This window comes from Gardnerella sp. DNF01189 (genome assembly GCF_049244195.1).
Lineage (GTDB): Bacteria > Actinomycetota > Actinomycetes > Actinomycetales > Bifidobacteriaceae > Bifidobacterium > Bifidobacterium swidsinskii.
In genome coordinates, this window is the sequence record NZ_CP058385.1 from 1,308,092 (window position 1) to 1,327,239 (window position 19,148).

Annotated in this window: 16 protein-coding genes; 5 read left to right on the forward strand and 11 right to left on the reverse strand. The window is 41.9% G+C overall.

The genetic code is table 11. The features are described from left to right. Window positions 1–355 precede the first annotated feature (355 nt). Entirely contained in the window at window positions 356–643 is a 288-nt protein-coding gene (locus tag HXT41_RS05265; protein ID WP_004109873.1) for an addiction module antidote protein, read from the forward strand. 212 nt (window positions 644–855) lie between these two features. Here HXT41_RS05265 and HXT41_RS05270 read toward each other — a convergent pair whose 3' ends face one another. The 5 genes from HXT41_RS05270 to nrdH all read right to left on the reverse strand — a co-directional run bounded on the left by HXT41_RS05270 (window position 856) and on the right by nrdH (window position 6,046). Beyond that, on the reverse strand, window positions 856–1,449 hold the full coding sequence (locus HXT41_RS05270) for a hypothetical protein (RefSeq protein ID WP_041160459.1): 594 nt from the start codon (window positions 1,447–1,449) through the stop codon (window positions 856–858). Between the two features lie 368 nt (window positions 1,450–1,817). After that, window positions 1,818–2,897: a class 1b ribonucleoside-diphosphate reductase subunit beta gene (nrdF, locus tag HXT41_RS05275; RefSeq protein WP_012913780.1), complete on the reverse strand. Its 1,080-nt coding sequence runs from the start codon at window positions 2,895–2,897 to the stop codon at window positions 1,818–1,820. Between the two features lie 82 nt (window positions 2,898–2,979). Then, window positions 2,980–5,205 carry a class 1b ribonucleoside-diphosphate reductase subunit alpha gene (gene nrdE / locus HXT41_RS05280; RefSeq protein ID WP_421788618.1) on the reverse strand — a complete coding sequence of 742 codons (2,226 nt, stop codon included), beginning with the start codon at window positions 5,203–5,205 and terminating at the stop codon, window positions 2,980–2,982. Window positions 5,206–5,281: 76 nt separating this feature from the next. Then, window positions 5,282–5,782: a class Ib ribonucleoside-diphosphate reductase assembly flavoprotein NrdI gene (nrdI, locus tag HXT41_RS05285; protein WP_116994922.1), complete on the reverse strand. Its 501-nt coding sequence runs from the start codon at window positions 5,780–5,782 to the stop codon at window positions 5,282–5,284. A 3-nt stretch (window positions 5,783–5,785) separates the two neighbouring features. After that, complete coding sequence (nrdH, locus tag HXT41_RS05290; protein WP_004574150.1) at window positions 5,786–6,046, reverse strand: glutaredoxin-like protein NrdH; 261 nt, start codon at window positions 6,044–6,046, stop codon at window positions 5,786–5,788. A gap of 425 nt (window positions 6,047–6,471) precedes the next feature. Here nrdH and gndA point away from each other — a divergent pair, with 425 nt between their 5' ends. After that, window positions 6,472–7,926 (forward strand): NADP-dependent phosphogluconate dehydrogenase, encoded by a 1,455-nt coding sequence (gene gndA, locus HXT41_RS05295; protein WP_004574149.1) that lies wholly within the window; start codon window positions 6,472–6,474, stop codon window positions 7,924–7,926. Between the two features lie 89 nt (window positions 7,927–8,015). Here the strand turns inward: gndA and HXT41_RS05300 are convergent, their stop codons facing one another. The 5 genes from HXT41_RS05300 to HXT41_RS05320 all read right to left on the reverse strand — a co-directional run bounded on the left by HXT41_RS05300 (window position 8,016) and on the right by HXT41_RS05320 (window position 15,573). Further along, window positions 8,016–9,353, reverse strand: coding sequence for an ATP-binding protein (locus HXT41_RS05300; RefSeq protein WP_116431957.1), 1,338 nt, complete (start codon window positions 9,351–9,353; stop codon window positions 8,016–8,018). 280 nt (window positions 9,354–9,633) lie between these two features. Then, window positions 9,634–10,458 carry a 6-phosphogluconolactonase gene (gene pgl, locus HXT41_RS05305; RefSeq protein WP_076002595.1) on the reverse strand — a complete coding sequence of 275 codons (825 nt, stop codon included), beginning with the start codon at window positions 10,456–10,458 and terminating at the stop codon, window positions 9,634–9,636. Between the two features lie 54 nt (window positions 10,459–10,512). Beyond that, complete coding sequence (locus HXT41_RS05310; RefSeq protein WP_004109831.1) at window positions 10,513–11,454, reverse strand: glucose-6-phosphate dehydrogenase assembly protein OpcA; 942 nt, start codon at window positions 11,452–11,454, stop codon at window positions 10,513–10,515. Continuing rightward, entirely contained in the window at window positions 11,451–13,031 is a 1,581-nt protein-coding gene (gene zwf / locus HXT41_RS05315; protein WP_162863138.1) for a glucose-6-phosphate dehydrogenase, read from the reverse strand. The genes HXT41_RS05310 and zwf overlap by 4 nt, the downstream gene beginning before the upstream one ends. A 103-nt stretch (window positions 13,032–13,134) precedes the next feature. After that, window positions 13,135–15,573, reverse strand: a complete 2,439-nt coding sequence (locus HXT41_RS05320) for an acyltransferase family protein (RefSeq protein WP_421777236.1) — start codon at window positions 15,571–15,573, stop codon at window positions 13,135–13,137. A 304-nt stretch (window positions 15,574–15,877) separates the two neighbouring features. On the opposite strand from HXT41_RS05320, the gene HXT41_RS05325 reads away from it, so the two are divergent. After that, entirely contained in the window at window positions 15,878–16,372 is a 495-nt protein-coding gene (locus HXT41_RS05325; protein WP_004105658.1) for an inorganic diphosphatase, read from the forward strand. Between the two features lie 149 nt (window positions 16,373–16,521). Here HXT41_RS05325 and HXT41_RS05330 read toward each other — a convergent pair whose 3' ends face one another. Beyond that, window positions 16,522–17,313, reverse strand: coding sequence for a hypothetical protein (locus tag HXT41_RS05330; protein WP_004109821.1), 792 nt, complete (start codon window positions 17,311–17,313; stop codon window positions 16,522–16,524). Between the two features lie 240 nt (window positions 17,314–17,553). Here HXT41_RS05330 and HXT41_RS05335 point away from each other — a divergent pair, with 240 nt between their 5' ends. Together HXT41_RS05335 and nth are read left to right on the forward strand one after the other, a co-directional pair. Beyond that, window positions 17,554–18,345: a response regulator transcription factor gene (locus HXT41_RS05335; RefSeq protein WP_033888627.1), complete on the forward strand. Its 792-nt coding sequence runs from the start codon at window positions 17,554–17,556 to the stop codon at window positions 18,343–18,345. Then, window positions 18,345–19,019 (forward strand): endonuclease III, encoded by a 675-nt coding sequence (gene nth, locus HXT41_RS05340; RefSeq protein WP_004109815.1) that lies wholly within the window; start codon window positions 18,345–18,347, stop codon window positions 19,017–19,019. The genes HXT41_RS05335 and nth overlap by 1 nt, the downstream gene beginning before the upstream one ends. Window positions 19,020–19,148 lie beyond the last annotated feature (129 nt).

Consider the following 19,148-nt stretch of genomic DNA (forward strand, 5'->3'; position numbering starts at 1 on the left):
AAGCACTTCACCGCATAACTCCTTTACTTAAAACGCTATTTTGCTGCACAAATAAATTGTGCAATGGGTCTCAGTGTAATAAAAAATACTGTCATGTAATCAGCTGTAACTATTTTTAGCGACACAGTAAAATTGGCAATACTTGTAATTGTTATTTTTGGCTCAGTAGAAATTTTATGCTGCAAAAATCAACCCAAACACATACGTTATAGTGGCAGAAATTGCAAAATTAGCAAAAACTGTCACGATAACTGATATGATTGTTTACTTATATTGCAAAACTGTATCCTACAGGATAAAATACTTTTATGGAGATACTTAAAACAGATGAGTATCGCAATTGGATGAAAAAGAAATGGTAAATATAAGTAAATGGGATGCGAGTGAGTATCTTGAGGACGATGATGATGTTATTGCGTATCTCAATGCTGCAGCAGAACTTAACGATCCTCGCTTGTTGCAAGCTGCTATAGGCGATATTGCAAAAGCTCGAGGCATGAAAGAGATTGCTCAAAAAGCTGAGGTCGGAAGGGAAAGCCTTTACAAAAGCCTAAGACGAGATGGCAATCCTAGCTTTCAAACTATTGCGAAAGTTGTTCAAGCGTTAGGTGGACGCATTGCAATAGAACCAGCAAATGCGTGACATACCCAGTTATCGTGGCAGTTTTTGCTAATTTTGCAATTTTTGCCACGATAACTCGTATAGCATAGCGACTGTGCAATTAAAGTTATGCGATACAGTCGCGTAATTAGTTAAAAAATATTGCCTGTTCATCAACCTCGTCGATACACAGGCAATATTTTCAAGACAACAAAATTTGGAAACTAATCTAAGTTATATTGCTAAATCGTTTACTATTTTGCTACGTCAAGAACTACTAAACGTTGTCCGCCATAAGTTCTGGCATCGAGACAAGTTTGAATAAAGTAAGCAGATTTAGGGAATTGCTCAACGTACTCTTTGAATACTTTTAGCAACTTATCCGAGCTTCCGCCACCCTCAAAGTCTTTATAATCCGCCACTTTGTAATCTTTGCCGTTTAATTTAACTGGCATGCCTTTTTGGAGTTTCTTTAATAAGATGCCTGAACTGTTCAAACGGTCTACAACCATATAATGGCCAGTGTTAACCTGGAACCAGTCGTCTTGAAGAGTCCAGTGATAGAAAGCATCTTTAACGTAAGCCAACTGATCAGGATAAGCGTCCCAAATAACGCGTTTAGTTTCACCTAGGGCTTCCAAAGTCCCTTCTTGTCCCTTTACAAAAGCTTCGGCGATTTTCTTTTTTGAGGCTTTTTTGATTGGTTTTGAATGTTTTTTGGTAGAATGACGGCTTATTTTTGTTGGTACTGGTTTGTTTGCTTCGGAGTTACCGCAGGCTGCTAGCCCTACTAGCGAGCTGAAGAGCACTACAACACAAAGTAATTTTTTATAAGTCATTTTCCCCATAAATGGATTTCTTTCTTCTTGTAGATGCGTCTAACGGATGTTAGTCATCTTTATAAACTTGAACTCCAACTTTAGTGCCTGCTCAGTTCAGCTCAAAAATCTTGGTTTGAACGTGAGTAGGAAGTGATAATCGCTGCCGATTTTTGCATAAACGAATCAACAAGACCAGTTCCTTTTCACATAGTGTACCATAAAGGCTGAGTGACCTGTGTTGCTTTCTGACTTTTTAGCTTTTTTATATAGACTCTATTTAGCTGCAATAATTAACCTAACTAAATCAAAATTGGTTAACTAATTAAATTAATTAGTTAACCAATCAGTTAGTTATTCAGTTATTCAGCAAATCAGTTAGTAAATCAACTATTTGATTAGAAGTCCCAATCATCGTCGTCGGTTTCAACTGATTTGCCCATAATGTAGCTGGAACCAGAGCCGGAGAAGAAGTCGTGATTTTCGTCGGCTGCAGGAGAAAGAGCAGCGAGAATTTCTGGGCTTACGTGAGTTTCTTCTTCGCTGTACTTAGCAGGGTAGCCAAGGTTCATTAAAGCTTTGTTAGCGTTGTAACGCACGAAGTCAAAAACGTCATCGTGGAAGTCAAATCCTTCATAAATCTGACCAGAATACTCAACTTCCAGATCATACAAAGTGTCGAGCAAGTTCATAGTGAACTTTTCAAGATTCTTCTTATCGTTCTCGCTTCTAAGCTCCAAACCGCGCTGGAACTTGTAGCCAGAATAGTAGCCGTGAATCGCCTTATCGCGCAAAATCAAACGAATCATATCTGCAGTGTTCATCATCTTGCCGCGAGAAGCAAAATAAAGCGGAAGGTAGAATCCCGCGTAAAGAAGCAACGAAGAAAGCATAGTTGCAGCAATCTTGCGCTTAAGCGGATCTTCGCTCTCATACTCGCAAAGCACTGTGGTAACACGCTGCTGCAAAACGTCGTTGCCAACAGCCCAACGATAAGCTTCGTCAATCTCTTCGCTAGAGCAAAGAGTAGAGAAAATAGAGGAGTAGGAGCGAGCGTGAATCGACTGCATAAAAGCAATATTCGTGTAAATAGCCTGCTCGTGCTCCGTGCGAGCGTGCTCAATCTGGCAAAGCTCGCCAATAGTTGCCTGGCTGGTATCAAGCAAAGTCAAGCCTGTAAAAACGCGAGTAGTGGTCTTGCGCTCAAGATCGGTGAGGGAACGCCAAGAAGGAATATCGTTGCTCAGCGGAACCTTTTCTGGAAGCCAGAAGTTAGCAATAAGGCGATTCCAAACGTCCAAATCCTTGTCGTCAACAATATTATTCCAATTAACTGGGCGTACGCGCGATCCGTGATGGTAGCGGTACTGAGATGGTGTGATAGAAGCTGCCATCATAGCGTCATCTGCGATTACGCGATTTGTGCCGAAAGGCTTATCGAGGCTACTTCTAAGCTCGGTTGGGCTGAGTTCTGTCATTATTACTCCTGATTCTGTGTTTACGTTTTATAAAATTTTTAAGTTTTTGATTTGGCGTGCGAAAAATTCACAGCGTTACGACTTACAGCGTGCAGCTTACGCAACCTTCGATTTCCGTACCTTCCAAAGCCTTCTGGCGAATACGAATGTAGTAAAGAGTCTTAATGCCCTTACGCCATGCGTAAATCTGAGCCTTGTTCAAATCGCGAGTAGTCGTAGTGTCTGGGAAGAACAAAGTAAGCGACAATCCTTGATCCACATGCTGAGTTGCTTCGGCATAAGTGTCAATAATTGCCTTCCAGCCAATCTCATAGGCGTCCTTAAAGTACTGCATATTGTCGTTCGTCATGTATGCAGCAGGGTAGTAGACGCGTCCAACCTTGCCTTCTTTGCGAATCTCAATGCGAGAAGCAATCGGGTGGATTGAACTTGTGGAATGGTTGATGTACGAGATTGAGCCAGTTGGAGGAACAGCTTGCAAATACTCGTTGTAAATGCCATCGCTCAAAATCTCGTCGCGCAACTGCTCCCAATCGCTGACGGTTGGAATCGCAACGTTAAAACGGGCAAACAAATCGCGAACTTTTTGAGTTTTAGGCTCAAGCGAGCGGCTGCCATCTGTGTACTTATCGAAGTAGTTGCCTTTTCCTGCAGGCTTAGCGTAAGCGCTCGTCTTAAAGTTTGCAAAAGCGTGGCCGCGCTCTACAGCCAAAGCGTGAGAAGCCTTATAAGCGTGGTAAGCAACCGTCATAAAGTACATGTCTGTAAAGTCAAGAGCTTCCTCGCTTCCGTACTGCATGTGTTCACGCGCAAGGAAACCGTGCAAATTCATTTGGCCCAAGCCAATAGCGTGACCTTCCGCGTTACCGCGACGAATCGAAGGCACAGAATCAATAGAAGTATGCTCCGAAACAGAAGTGAGCGCACGCACAGCCAAATCAACGCTTGTGCCCAAGTCGCCATCCATTGTCTTAGCAATATTAAGAGAGCCAAGATTGCAAGAAATATCGCGACCAACGTGGCTATAAGACAAGTCGGCGTTATAAGTGCTTGCTTCCTGAGTTTGCAAAATCTCAGAGCACAAGTTGCTCATAGTAATGCGACCCTCAATAGGATTCGTGCGATTCACAGTGTCCTCAAACAAAATGTAAGGATAGCCAGACTCGAACTGAATTTCTGCAATCGTCATAAAGAATTCGCGAGCGTCGATGTACTTCTTGTGAATACGAGGATTTGCAACCATCTCATCGTAATGCTCTGTAACAGAAATATCTGCAAAAGGCTTGCCATATTCGCGCTCAACATCGTAAGGACTAAACAAAGCCATCTTTTCCTTACGCTTAGCAAGCTCAAAAGTAATATCTGGAATCACAACACCCAAAGAAAGCGACTTAATACGAATCTTCTCGTCTGCGTTCTCGCGCTTAGTATCGAGGAAACGCATAATATCTGGGTGATGCGCGCTAATATACACTGCACCTGCACCCTGTCGAGCGCCAAGCTGATTAGCGTAAGAGAATGAATCTTCCAAAAGCTTCATAACAGGCACAACGCCACTCGACTGATTCTCGATTCGCTTAATTGGAGCGCCAAGCTCGCGCAAATTCGTAAGAAGCAGAGCAACGCCGCCGCCGCGCTTAGAAAGCTGCAAAGCAGAATTAATTCCGCGCGCAATAGACTCCATGTTATCTTCCAAACGCACGAGGAAGCAGCTCACAGCTTCGCCGCGCTGAGCTTTACCAAGATTCAAGAACGTTGGGGTGGCTGGCTGGAAGCGGCCTGCAAGCATTTCGTCTAAGTAGTTGGTCGCTGCTTTTTCGTCACCATCTGCAAGTTCCAAAGCGACTGCAGCTGCGCGCTGAGCGAAGTTTTCCAAATACTGCTTGCCGTCGAAAGTCTTCAAAGCGTAAGAAGTGTAGAACTTAAAAGCACCCAAGAATGTGCCGAAAGTGTGGTGAGCGGCTTCTGCGTGCTCGTAGAATTTATCTAAAAACTCGTCGCTATATTTGTGGAAAACGTTGCCGTTGTAGTAGTAATTGTTAATCAAATAAGTCAAGCGCTCGCGAGTGGAAGCAAACTTCATGCTATGTTCTTGCACGTAACCCGAAACGTAAAGCTTTTCTGCTTCTTGATCTTTATCAAACTGAATGCCTTTTTCTGGGTCAAAAAGACCGAGCATAGCGTTAAGAACGTGGTAGTCGCGGCTGTTGCGGATGCGCTCTGCTGTTGTACTGGCAGTTGCGCTTGCAGAATCAGTGTGATCAAGATTAAGCGAAGTAGATTCGCTCATCGGATCCGTGCTATTCATGGGGTTTGTTCCTTTCTTCATGCGTTATTTTTGCTTTTTCAAACGCTTTTTGTTTTGTTTCTTTTACTTGTTTTGTTTATTTTGTTTCTTCTGTTTCTTTGAGTTGTTTTAAAAATCTCGGTATGCCCTGCGCTACTTTTTCTATATCTTCTGCAGTTCCCGTAAGTTCAAACGAGTACATATTTGGGATTCCACACTTTCCTGCAATTTGATCACCTGCAGCGCAATATGCTTCTCCAAAATTCGTATTTCCGGAAGAAATTACTCCGCGAATAAACGAACGATTTTCGCGATTATTTAAGAATTTGCGAACTTGCATCGGTATTGCTTTCGCAATATTTCCACCGCCGTAAGTTGGAACAATCAAAACGTACGGTTCGCGCACGTTTAATTCCGGCTCTTTAGGACGAAGCGGTATGCGATATACGTTCACGTTATTGCTTGGAAAATCGCAATTTTGCACAAATCTTAACGTGTTTTCCGAAACTGAGGAAAAGTAGACTACAGCTCCGATTGATTCACCTTGTGCGCGCGATTCAGGCTCGCTTTGTTGTGTTATATTTTCTTGCTCACACATTTCTTATGCTTCTTTTGCTGCCTCTGCGGAAGTTCCAAGTTTATCCGCAATTTGCGCAATTAAATCTGGACGGTACCCACTCCAGGATGCGTCGGGAGCAATGACTACTGGAGCTTGACGGTATCCTGCATTTCTTAACTGTTCGAGTGATTCAGGGCTTTTTGACAAGTCTACAGTTTCGAAGTTCACGCCAAGTTTTGTGAACTGTCGCTTAGTTGCATCACACTGTGGGCAATGAGGTTTAGTAAACACTGTGATAGTCATTTCAATCTCCTCTGGTGATGGGGAATTTTGCAATTCCGTGTTGTATCGACAAAAGCCAAGTAGCTAGCTTACTCTGAATAAGCACTATTTATAGTGGTGTGTCGACTGTGTAAACACTATATATAGTTATTATTAAAATAGCTAAAAATAGCGTGTTTGTAAGCGTGTCGTGTTTTATGAAGTAAATATGAGCTTAGTTTTAACGATTAAAAATGTAATTTATTTCACAAAATTTATATTTGAAACTACTTAACTTGCACATTGTTAAGCCTTGTGCATATCCGCCTATAAAATTATTGAGTGCGTTTCTTGAAGGGGCGTAACGCAAAATAAAAAATTGTGTATTTTGTAGATAATGCAGATTGCTTGGGTGCGCAAAGCATGCGTGCAAATAACAAAACAAGTACAAGATAAGAGGTGTCATTATGACTCAAGCTCAGGCAAATATTGGTGTTGTTGGTTTGGCTGCCATGGGTTCGAATTTAGCGCGTAATCTTGCGCATCATGGAAATACAGTAGCTGTTTACAATCGTCATTATTCGCGCACTGAAACTTTAATGAATGAGCATGGCAGTGAAGGTGCTTTTGTGCCTTCAAAAACTGTTGAAGAATTTGTGGCTTCTCTAAAGCGTCCGCGCACCGCAATCATTATGGTAAAAGCTGGTGCTCCTACGGATGCTGTTATTGAAGAACTTGCAAATGCTATGGAGCCTGGAGATATTATCGTCGACGGCGGAAACTCTTATTTTGAAGATACGATTCGCAGAGAGCGTGACATTCGTGCGCGTGGTCTTCATTACGTTGGTTGCGGTGTTTCTGGTGGCGAAGAAGGTGCTTTGCGTGGTCCTTCGATGATGCCTGGCGGCACTGAGGAATCTTGGAAGACTCTTGGTCCTATTTTGAAGTCTATTGCTGCTGTTGCTGAAGGTGAGCCTTGCGTAACGCATATTGGTACCGATGGTGCTGGTCACTTTGTGAAGATGGTTCACAATGGCATCGAGTACTCGGATATGCAGCTTATTGCCGAAAGCTACGATTTAATGCTTCGCGGTTTGGGCATGAAGTCCGACGAAATCGCGGATGTGTTTAGCGAGTGGAATAAGGGCGAGCTTGATTCTTATTTGATTGAGATTACTGCGGATGTGCTTCGCCAGAAGGATGCTAAGACTGGTAAGCCTTTGGTTGAGATGATGGTGGATCATGCTGGCATGAAGGGCACTGGTACTTGGACTGTACAATCTGCGCTTTCGCTTGGCATACCAGTTACGGGTATCGCTGAAGCCGTGTTTGCTCGCGGACTTTCCAGTCAGGTTGCTTTGCGAGAAGCTGCCGAGAGTCAAGGTTTGACTGGTCCGGATGTGCATTTTGATTTGAACGATGCTGAGCGTAAGGCGTTTATTGAGGATATTCGCCAAGCTTTGTACGCTTCTAAGATTGTTTCTTATGCTCAGGGATTCGACGAGATTGCTGCTGCTGCAATTGAGCATGATTGGAAGATTGACCAGGCTGCAGTTGCTCGTATTTGGCGTGGTGGATGCATTATTCGCGCTCAGTTCTTGAACCGCGTTTCCGAGGCTTTTGAGTCTGGTGAAGCAAGCGTTTCTTTGCTTTTTGCTCCTTACTTTAAGGATGCAATTGAAAAGTCTCAAGCTGCTTGGCGTAGGGTTATTGCGCGTGCGGTGGAGCATGGTGTGCCTGTGCCAGCATTCTCTAGCTTGCTTGCATACTACGATGGTTTGCGTTCTAAGCGTTTGCCGGCTTCGCTTATTCAGGCTCAGCGCGATTTCTTCGGTGCTCATACTTACGGTCGTATTGACGAGCCAGGCGTATTCCACACTTTGTGGGCAGAGCCTAATCGTCCAGAAGTAAAGCAAGATTAGTGCATGTAAAAGTGTATATATAAAATTTAAAATGTCAATTATGTAAAAAGCGTCACATGCGTTGTTATTCTGCATGCGACGCTTTCTTTTTACAATACAGAAGCCATGTAGTACGGTAGGTAAAGTAGTTTGCCTTCGCGCTTAATTTCTCCGTGGTGAAGCACGATTCCTTCGCTGCTGGTTTTACTAAAAGCTTCCATAAAGTTTGTAATTGACTTTACATTTTTACTGCTGCCAGATTTTACTTCTATCGGAATAATCTTGTTATTTTTTCTTAAGAGAAAATCTATTTCCATTACTGTCTTTTTGGTATTGGTATTTGTTTTTTTGTAAAAATACGCGTTGTGTCCATTTGCTTTTAGGCACTGTGAGACAATATTTTCTATTATCATTCCTTCATTAATGTGTAATTTGTCTAGCAGAATTGCCTTATAAAGTTCGTTTTCTAGGTAAGGCTTATCTTTGTATGCTAACGAAGTTAAGAGTCCTGTATCCATCATGTAGCATTTGAAAGAAGGATTGATAGTAGATAGATTCAAAGCTACACTCGGATCTTCAACGCTGTTTGCAATGTTTACTATCATTGCTTCTTCAAGCCAGCGTATTGGATTCCTATACTCTTTAATGCGCGCGTTGGAATCTACGTGAGATAGCATGTAACGTTTGTCATGTTTGGAAAGCTCTGCTGGAATTCTATCGAAAAAATTAGTTACGTAACTAGGGTTTTCTTCTTCCTGGTCTTGCATATCTTGCTTATAAAGATTGATTATTTGTTGTTTAGCAAAGTCAACCTTCGCAAAATCTTTTGTATCAACATATGCTTGAACAGCTTGTGGCATTCCTCCAACCAACATGTACTCTCTAAAAGACTTCATTATGCTCTGGTGCATACTGCCCATAGGTTTAAGTGAGTCAAAGTGATCTTTAATAGTAGGGAAAATCATGTTGTTATTGTTCGCTAATAAATACTCTTCATAGTCAAGTGGAAGTACTTCTAGCGTGTATTCTTCTGAGGGTATGAGAATATCCTTGCTTTTCTTTGTAATAGAAGCAAGTGAGCCTGTTTCAATGTAATCATAGCGAGCGTCTTCAAGCAGAGTTTTTATTGCTTGCCGAGCTTGCGGAAATAGTTGTATTTCGTCAAGTATTATAAGAGATTCTCGCTTATAAAGTCTGGTATTATAAGCTAACTGTATTGTGTTAAATAGAGTATCTAAATCTCTTAGACTGTTTATAAAAAGTTGCTTAATGTCTTCTTCGGTTTGATCGAAACGAATAAGAATATAAGACTTATACTCTTCTTTGCCAAGTTTTTCAGCTAATGTTGTTTTGCCAACTCGTCTTGCTCCTTTAAGAAAAAGCGCATAATTTGGCGCATATTCATGCTTCCATTTCAGCATTTCTTTGTATATTTTTCTATCAAACATGCGATTTTTGTGCTCTTTCTTTTATTACAAATTTGTGCTTGATTTGTTCAAGTGTTGCCGAGTGCGGTTTTCCTTGTAATTTCAACGGTTTTATAAAGATTTTCCCAAATGCGACATATTTTGTCAAGCAGATTTTCCCAAATGCGCCACGTTTTTATGGTTCGATTTTCCCAAATGCGCCATGTTTTGAACACGCTATTTTCGCAAATGCGCCAATTTATGTAGCGCATTTAATCTTTGACTTGCTGAATATTATGCATGTTGCTAGAAAACTATGCAGTTATTCAATAGCAGCTTGCAAAGTTTCTGCGGTGGTTAGCCAAGAGATTTCGTCTGTTCCGTTTGCAAAAGACGCAGGATATTCAGGATTATTAGCTCCCGAAAGTGAATTCATTAAAGCAGCGCCCTTTTCTGCTCCGGCAGTCAAAAACCAAGTGCAGTGACTGTGAGCTAATACAGGAACAGTAAGAGTTAAGCGCATAGGCGGCAACTTAGGGGAGTGATTTACTCCAACAACAATGCGATCGCGATTATTAACCTGCGGTAATCCTGGGAAAAGTGAAGCCATATGCGCATCCGGCCCCATACCGAGAATTGCTAAATCAAACACTGGCTCTTTGCCAAGTATGCTCACAATTTCTTCCTCATAGTCGTGCGCTGCAGCATCTAAAATAGCGTCATTTTCAGCGTCGCTGGCTGCTGCAATTTCCTCCGCATTACGCTCATCTGCAGGCATTTCGTGAATATGAGATTCTGCCAAAGCTTTGTTAGAAGTAAGTAAGTTAAGAAACATTTCGCGAGCCTTGCGTGCATTGCGATCCTCGCTATCATAAGCTACGAAACGCTCATCTGCCCACCAAATATGCACTAAATTCCAATTAATTGCTGGTAAAAGTGGATTGCTAGCAAGCATTTGGAACATGCGTATTGAATCTGTGCCACCAGTAAGAAGTAAATGGAATGGTTTATTGAGATTTTGCACATCATTCTGTGATTCCATAATAAGAGTCACCAAGCGTTGGGCTGCAACAGCTGCAAGCACATCGCGATTATCGTATCCGTAAATACTTGCGTTATGCGCAAAAGTAACTTCATTATTTGTCATAGTTGTTCCTTTTATGCCATTGAAAATGTTTCACGAATTGTTTCACGTAATGATTCACGCATTTTCTGCAGGATTATCTCGCACCAACTGCGCGTAAATTTCGTCAGGATCAATGCGTCGCAATTCTTCGCTTAAGCAATCATCCAGAGTGCGAATAGGAAGCGCAATAGGTTGTGCAGCCTGTCCAGGCAGACTAATCAAAGCTTGATCTCCGCCAGCAGGGCGAGTGAGTGACAATGTGCCATCCTCGCGTTCTAAAGTTACGGAAGTAATAGCTTGAGCTTCAGGATTTTCAACTATTTCTACAGGAACATGCAAGCTACTCTTAAGCCAAGCTGCCAGTAAGTGCAAAGATACGTAATGAGTAGGACCCACAATCTTCGCGCTAAGAATAGGCAAATGTGGAGGTTGATCGAGCATAGAAGCAAGTAACGCGCGCCAAGGAGTTAAACGCGTCCAAGACAAATCTGCATCTTGCGGAGACCAGTTTTTGCGCAAGTTTTGCACAGTTTTAAGAGTATCGTCTGCTCGCTGTGCGTCAGTAATTCTGCTACTTGCCATAGCTCCAAGCAAATCGTGAGCAGGATCTTCAGGAGCGTTTGTTGGCCACCATGCAACAATCGGCGCATCTGGCACGAGTAGTGGAATAACAAGCGTATCCGGATGACGAACTAAACCGTTGTGCGGATACAAAATAATAATTTCACCAGCTCCAGCATCTGCGCCAAAACGCACTTGAGCATCAAGATTTGGCACAACTTCACCGCGCTCAGCAGCGTGTTCGCTAGACCAATCTCGAACCATTGCAATAACTCGGCAAGGATGCTCGCGACTAGCTGCGTTTGCTGCATCAAGTGCATGCTCTAATTCTTTAAGAGTTGTATCAATAAGCAAAGTGAGCACTCGACCAGTAGCGGATTCGCCGCGCTCTTCGTGCAATTCGTCGATTTTTGCTGCAATTTTGCTTGTATTGGTATCAGGAAGGTTGATAATCATGGCAATCTCCAATGGCGATTATCTCGAGCAAGCATAGCATCAGCTTCTGCTGGACCCCACGTTCCAGCGCGATACGGTTGCGGTTGTGTGCCAAGCGAACTCCAGAATTCCTCAATAGGGTCAAGAATTTTCCAACTTAAATCTACTTCTTGCGTAGTTGGGAATAGCGGTGGTTCGCCAAGAAGTACGTCAAGAATTAATCGCTCGTAAGCTTCAGGGGAACTTTCAGTAAAAGAGCGTCCGTAACTAAAGTCCATAGAAACGTCTCGAACTTCCATAGCTGTGCCGCCAGGAACTTTTGCGCCGAAACGCATAGTAACGCCCTCATCCGGCTGAACTCGAATCACAATAGCGTTACTGCCAAGTTCGCGCACAGCAGTAGACTCAAACGGCAAATGCGGAGCGCGCTTAAAAATAACAGCAATTTCCGTAACGCGCTTGCCTAAACGTTTTCCGGTTCGCAAGTAGAACGGAACTCCAGCCCAACGGCGAGTATCAACGTCAAGTCGCACTGCAGCGTACGTTTCAGTAGTGCTTTGAGGATCAATGCCTTGTTCTTCCAAGTATCCAACAGCTTTGTAAGAGCCCTGCCATCCTGCTGCATACTGTCCTCGAGCAGTGTTGGCAGCCAAGTCTTGAGGTAGTCGGATTGCAGATAATACTTTTGTTTTTTCAGCAGTCAAATCGCTAGCGCGGAAGCTTACAGGCTCTTCCATAGCAGTAAGAGCCATAAGTTGAAGCAAATGGTTCTGAATCACGTCACGAGCAGCACCGATTCCGTCGTAGTATCCGGCTCTTCCGCCAATGCCAATATCTTCAGCCATCGTAATTTGCACGTGATCGACGTAATTTGCGTTCCAGATCGGCTCGTACATTGCGTTAGCAAAGCGGAAAGCCAGCAAGTTTTGCACAGTTTCCTTGCCTAAATAATGGTCAATTCGGAATACAGAATTAGGATCAAAAACTTCAGAAACGACGCGATCCAATTCTCGTGCGCTTGCTAAATTGTGGCCAAAAGGTTTTTCAATAATTACGCGTCGCCAAGCATGCTCAGAAGAGTGCGAAAGACCTGATGCTGCAAGCTGTTGGGCAACAACTGGGAAGCTGGAAGGCGGAATAGACATGTAAAAAGCGTGATTTCCGCGAGTACCTCTGTCTCGATCAAGTTCGTTCACTGTTTTGCTTAAACGCTCAAACGCGGACGCATCGTCAAAGGTGCCGCGTACGAAACGTATGCCTTTAGCGAGATTAATCCAAGTTGACTCACGAAATGGCGTTCTGCAATGCTGCTCAATATTTTCGCGCACAAAGTTTACGAAATGTTCATCCGTCCAATCGCGTCTCGCAAAACCAGTTAAACCAAATCCTGGAGGCAAAAGCCCGCGATTAGCTAAATCATATACTGCTGGCATAAGTTTTTTGCGTGCTAAATCGCCAGTAATGCCAAAAATTACTAGGCTGCACGGACCCGCAATGCGAGCTAAACGCAAATCACGCGGATCGCGCAGAGGATTCGTCCAAGTAGATACGCTTTCCCCAGCGTCTTGCGAATCACGTAGTGTCCTCAACTCAGTCATAGATACTATCGTAATATTTCGTAGCTATTTTCACCACGCAAAACGCAATTTATTATGCTTAATAACAGTATTAAAAAGTTTTAGCGCGTTATAACTCTAATTTTCAGCCGCCGCATACAGCTAAACGAATCATCTTCGCGTATTGTGGACCGCCGATTGGAGTTAAGTGAACTCCATCGTCAGTCAAATATTCCGAGTGACCATTACTCAAACCATGCCAGTCTATAATGCCAACATTATGATGAGTTGCTGCGAACTTGCGTAAGCTATCGTTCGTTGCATCCTGCCAAGGTTGCGGAACTCGTGTGGTAACGAAATAAACAGGTCTACCTTTTGCGACATCAACCATGTGTTGAAGCACGCTATCGTCATGAGGAGGACCGTTGGTTCCAAGAGCGAAAATCACCACATCTCCAGCGTGTTTTACCGAAATATCTTTCTCGTATTCATCAGCTCCGTGGAAAATTTGTCTACTCACTTTTCCATCTATATAAGCGTTAGGCATAACTTGCATCAAATATGGTTTAGCGCCTTCAGTAATAGAATCTCCAACCATAGTTAAGTTTACGGAACAAGTATTGCGTCGTTTGTCGATCCGCGTATGAGTAGTAACAAGATTTCGTGGAACTTTTTCCGCAATAGGGAAGAGAATGCGATACTTCGATGGTGTAGGTGGAAGAGACTGTTTTACTACATTCTTTTGCACACCTTTTGGAACTGCTTTTTCTTTTGTTTCTTGCTTAGAATTAGTTTTGTCAAAAGCAGTAGGTTTTTTATTTGACGATGAAGATTGCTCTACTTGTGCTGTCAATTCTGGGCGAAGCTGCATTGACCTATGCTTAGCTATATCTTGCCAATTTACTGGCAAGATAATTAACGACACAATAATTATGCAGCACAAAGTTAGTGAGACAGAGCGAATAAGCTTAAATAATTGTTGATCTTGTATTGGCTTTTCAAATAATTGATACAAGCATTCTGCAAGTACAACTATTACTAGTGCTTGCAAGACTTGCTCTCCTGTAGATACAGCAGTTGTTCTATTTGCTGGGTTGAATAATTCAAGAACAGGGAAGTGAACTAAATAAATTGCAAAAGAGCGTCTGCCGATATAAGCGAGCGGAGCCCATGCAAATATTCTTGAGCAAATATTATCAGTTTGCGTGCAAGACCACAGTATTAGTGTGCAAGCGGCTGCTGTTATTGTGTATCCGCCAAAAACAAATACTGAAGATGTGCCTTCTGCATACACGAAGCAGCAGCACAACACAATTGTTGCCAACAGTCCAATGCAAGATCTCTGCCATGCATGAAGTGGATTATAAAAAACAGTTTTTGGCTTATTGAATGCGTTATTTGGAAGTTCTTGTATATCTGGAGCTACGCTATTATCTGATAAATCAATTTGTAATCCTTCGCGCAAGTCAGCAGGTATTCCATCTTCAGCAAATACTTTTTCGTTATTTGCGTAGGCTTTATCTGATTTTTTCGTTAGTGCTGAATTATCTACACTACTATCTGCATTACTATCTAACTTAACTGATGAAGCTAAGCTGACCGATATGTTCTTTTTGCCCATCAGCAAATGTAATGCATGAATAAGCCACGCGTGGAATGAATGTTTGGCAAACCAAGCACCGTACATTGCTAGCATTGCACCCATTAAGAATTCTGATGCTCTCGTATCTAGAGAATAGTAGACGCGAGCTGGAGTTGTGTAATTGTTAAATAAGTAGGCAAAAGTAAAAGTAAGAATAGAAGAAAGTATGGCTAAGCCTGCTGTGATATACATGCGTATTAGCTTGCTACGCACGAATTTAATAAGTGCAGCAAGGATAATAGGCCATATAACAAAAGCCTGCATTAAAAGTCCGAGATACCAAAGATGTTTGATAGGAGAAGGTAGTCCGGACTGTTCAAAATATGAAAGCTTACGAGCAACATACATTATATTGCTAAAGAATCCGGAGCCTGAAAGAGCATCCGCTTGTAACTTTGGTAGTAGACTTGGCGAAAAAAGCCACATAATTGGTGCTGTTATAGCGATAATTCCAAGTGTTGGCGGCCAAATTCTTTTTACGCGCTTTAGTAAATACTCCCAGTAATGCCTGATTCCTTGAGTATTTTTATTATTATCTTCGATATTTTTTGCATTTTTTGCGTTTTCATCTGCGTTTAAATAGCGCAGAACTGATCTCGTGCAAAAATATCCTGCCAATACCAAAAACAGTGTTACTCCAAGGAATCCTCCCATAAGAAGGCTTGGACGCATATGAAAGCATACAATACCAATAATTGCTAGAGCTCTTAAACCGTCTATTGCTTTATTTCGCTTCGAAACAGTATTTGTAGGTAAAGTAGATGATTGTTTATTTTCAGCTTTTGCGCTATTAATAGTTTTTTCTACGGTATTATTTGCGTTTGCTGAAAGATTAGTTGAGGTCGTTTTACTAGCATTTTTTTCTGCAGGAACCTTCTTTGTTTTGAAGGATTGACCTGCTTGTGAAGCAGTGGAAGTGTTCACGCATCTTTTTTTTGTCATCTTGCCTACGCTTCGGTAACCATACTGGTAATGTATGCAACATATCGTGTGTAAAACGTAGCAATAGTAACTGTGTATTGAGACACTTTTATAGCTTAAAGCGTGTCTTGTTGCTATGCCTAGGATGTGTTAGAAATATGTGATTTTATGCTACTTCTGTAAGTGATACAAAACGTTTATTATTTAACGAAATTTGTTAACAAAATTTTGTTTTATATGCTCTATTGCTGTCGTTCGTCGGTGCGCGCTAAAGTGAGATAGAACAGTTATATGAATTGTTATTAAAGTTATCAAAGGAGCCAATATGGCAGAAACTTTTAACGTTGTGGTAGAGATTCCACGCGGTTCTAAGAACAAGTATGAAGTGGATCACGAAACTGGTCGCGTATTCTTGGATCGCACCCTTTTCACAGCTATGGGCTATCCAGATGATTACGGTTATATTGATGGCACTTTGGGCGAAGATGGCGATCCACTCGACGCTCTTGTTATGATTCCAAATTCTGTGTTCCCAGGATGCGTTGTTGAGTGCCGCGCTGTTGGCTTGTATCACATGGTTGACGAAGCCGGTGGAGACGACAAGGTTTTGTGTGTTCCAGCGGACGTTCGTTTCGACGACATCAAGGATATCGATGACGTGAACGAGTATCACAAGGCTGAAATCAAGCACTTCTTCGAGCAGTACAAGGCTTTGGAACCAGGTAAGGAAGTTCTTCCTGGTGACTTCTGGGCTGGCGTTGAGCAGGCTGAGAAGGAGATCGTTGCAGCTCGCAAGCGCTTGGAAGAAAGCGAAAAATAAGTTTCGCTTTTAATGAGTAAAACAATAAAAATTAAAAGTTAATAAATAAAACGTCGAAGACACATACTGTGTTTTCGACGTTTTTATGTAAGTGCGTGCTGCTTTCAGAAGTAAATTAAAACGTAACGTTGCATACGCTTTTAATAATTTTAAGCAGCTACTAGCATTCCAAGGCCTGCAATATACACGAGTATCCCTGAAAGCATTATTGGCAATATAGAAATAGCGATATCGTGTGAAACTATTCCAGTTTCGTATTCTTCATAATTGTTGCGAACCCATAAATATGAAAGTCCTGATAGCGCGATTAGCATAAATATGCACAGTACTATAACGAGTATTCCACCGTCTAAATTGCGAAGCGATGGCATAAAGCTAATAATTGACGGCAAAAATAGCCAACCCGGAAGTGCTGCACAAGCAATACTTGCAGTAAGCGTGTGCGAAAGATTTCGTACTAAATTTGTGCGATTCTCGCGCAGCATTTGCCTCAAGAATGTTACAAATGTTGCTGCTACAAGAATTAGAGCAAAAGATACAGCCCAGCGTTCGTAAGGGTGAATTGCAGCAATGAACTTACTCATTGACACAGTTTCGTTATCAATAATGACGCTTTTTGGTAGCCATCCCTTTAATACTCCGGTTGCAAACCATGTAGAAGCAATTCCTGCGCATAATGCAATAGCTCGGTCAATTACATTTCCGTGCAGTGGCCACAACGCTATAAATGTAAGCATTATGATAAGGCATAATATAAGTGTTATTTTTGCTGTTGCGATTGGCAATATTGCTGCAATTGCGAGAAGTACTACAACAAAAATTTGGCTTACAAACATCGCTAATGCGTTCATGCTAGGTATACGGGTATGTTTTTGAACATTTACGCAAGAATTATCATTTTTCTGCATCTTGTCATTGCAGATACGTGTTTCATTGCTCATACACACTCCCTAGTGCCGTAATTTTATATTTATAAAGCGTAATATGTCCGTAAAACATTAACAAATTACTTTGTTTATTTACTAATGTAGCCTATAACCTGCACTGCGCTTTATTGTGTTGATATTTTTTATCTTTGGAAAATGCAAGTGTTGCGCTTATCGCTATTTTTCGCAGTATGGTTTACAATTCCTGTAAAGGCTGAATTTGCTACTACATCAATTGTTTGTTGGAGGCATCATATGACTGATATCACATTGATGACTTCGTGTGCTTCTCCCTCTTCAGTTTTACCTTCACTTACTTTGTTATCTCATAAAGTGCGTTTACTTTCTTTGGATACGTCAAGTTTGGCAAAACTGCCCGCACAAACCATTCTTTTGCTTGATGCGCGTGAGGATTTAGCTCTCGCTAAATCAATGTGTTCTTCTCTGCGTGTTGCAAATATTACGGTTCCTGTCATATTAGTTATAACTGAGGGTGGTTTTACTGTAGTAAATCCTTCGTGGAACATTTCTGATGTTGTGCTGACTAATGCTTCTCCTGCAGAAGTAGAAGGTCGTTTGCGTTTGGCTTCTTTGCAACACGGATCTTCTGATGATTTATTTGTGCATTCGCAAGGCTCTGAAATTGATGATTCTTTCAATTCAGACAATGGAACTATGCGTTCTGGAGATCTCGTTGTAGATATGCGTAGCTACACAGTGAGTTTGCATGGTCATCCTGTTGATTTAGCTTATAAAGAATTTGAATTGCTGAAATACTTTGTGCAGCATCCGCGCAGGGTGTTTACTCGCACTCATTTGTTGCAAGAAGTATGGGGCTACGACTACTACGGTGGCACTCGTACTGTAGATGTCCATATTCGTAGGCTCCGTGCAAAACTTGGTGTTGAATATGAACATTTGATTGGCACAGTGCGTAATGTTGGCTATCGCTTCGATCCTTCGGAATCAGATGAGAATAGCGAGATTTCCGAAAGCAGCATTGAAGATGATTCTGAAAATGATGCAGATAAGCAGTCTGCGCAATAATGATTTATCAAAGTTCTAATATGCGAGAATCAAAACAAGCGAAATTAGCTCGTATTTATGCAGAGTACGATTTATTGTGCAAAGAAATACCGGAACCTAAGTGTGCATTAAATTTCAAAAATCCATTTGAGCTACTAATTGCTACTGTATTAAGCGCGCAAACTACAGATAAGCGTGTGAATATCGTGACGCCTGAACTCTTTTCTATTTTCCCCAACGCGAGTTCTTTAGCTGCTGCTCCTGTATCTCAAGTTGAGTCAATTATTTACCCTCTCGGATTTTATAGAGTAAAAGCACAGAACATTATTTCATTATCTGCATGTTTGCTTAATAATTTTTCTGGTATAGTGCCATCAAATATGGAAGCTTTAATATCGTTGCCAGGTGTTGGTCGTAAAACTGCCAATGTCGTTCTTGGCAACGCATTTGGATTACCGGGGTTTCCTGTAGATACTCACGTAATACGTGTTACAGGTCGTCTTGGTTGGCGTAAGGTTCAGAATCGTCCAAATCCTGTTGCTATTGAGCGCGAAATAACTGCTTATTTTGCTCCTAAAGAGTGGACTAATCTCTCTCATAGACTTATTTTGCATGGCAGAAAAATTTGCACTGCTCGGAATCCAAAATGTGTTTCATGCCCTTTAAATACAACATGTCCGTCGGCAATTATTTAAAGCGTGTTGTTCCCAATTCAGATATTGATATAGACTGTAGGTTATGTCAAGAACAGGCAAATATGCGTGTCACGCTTCCAGGTCATATCATACTCGTACTAGTGCAGACTGGATACCATGGGTTGTGTT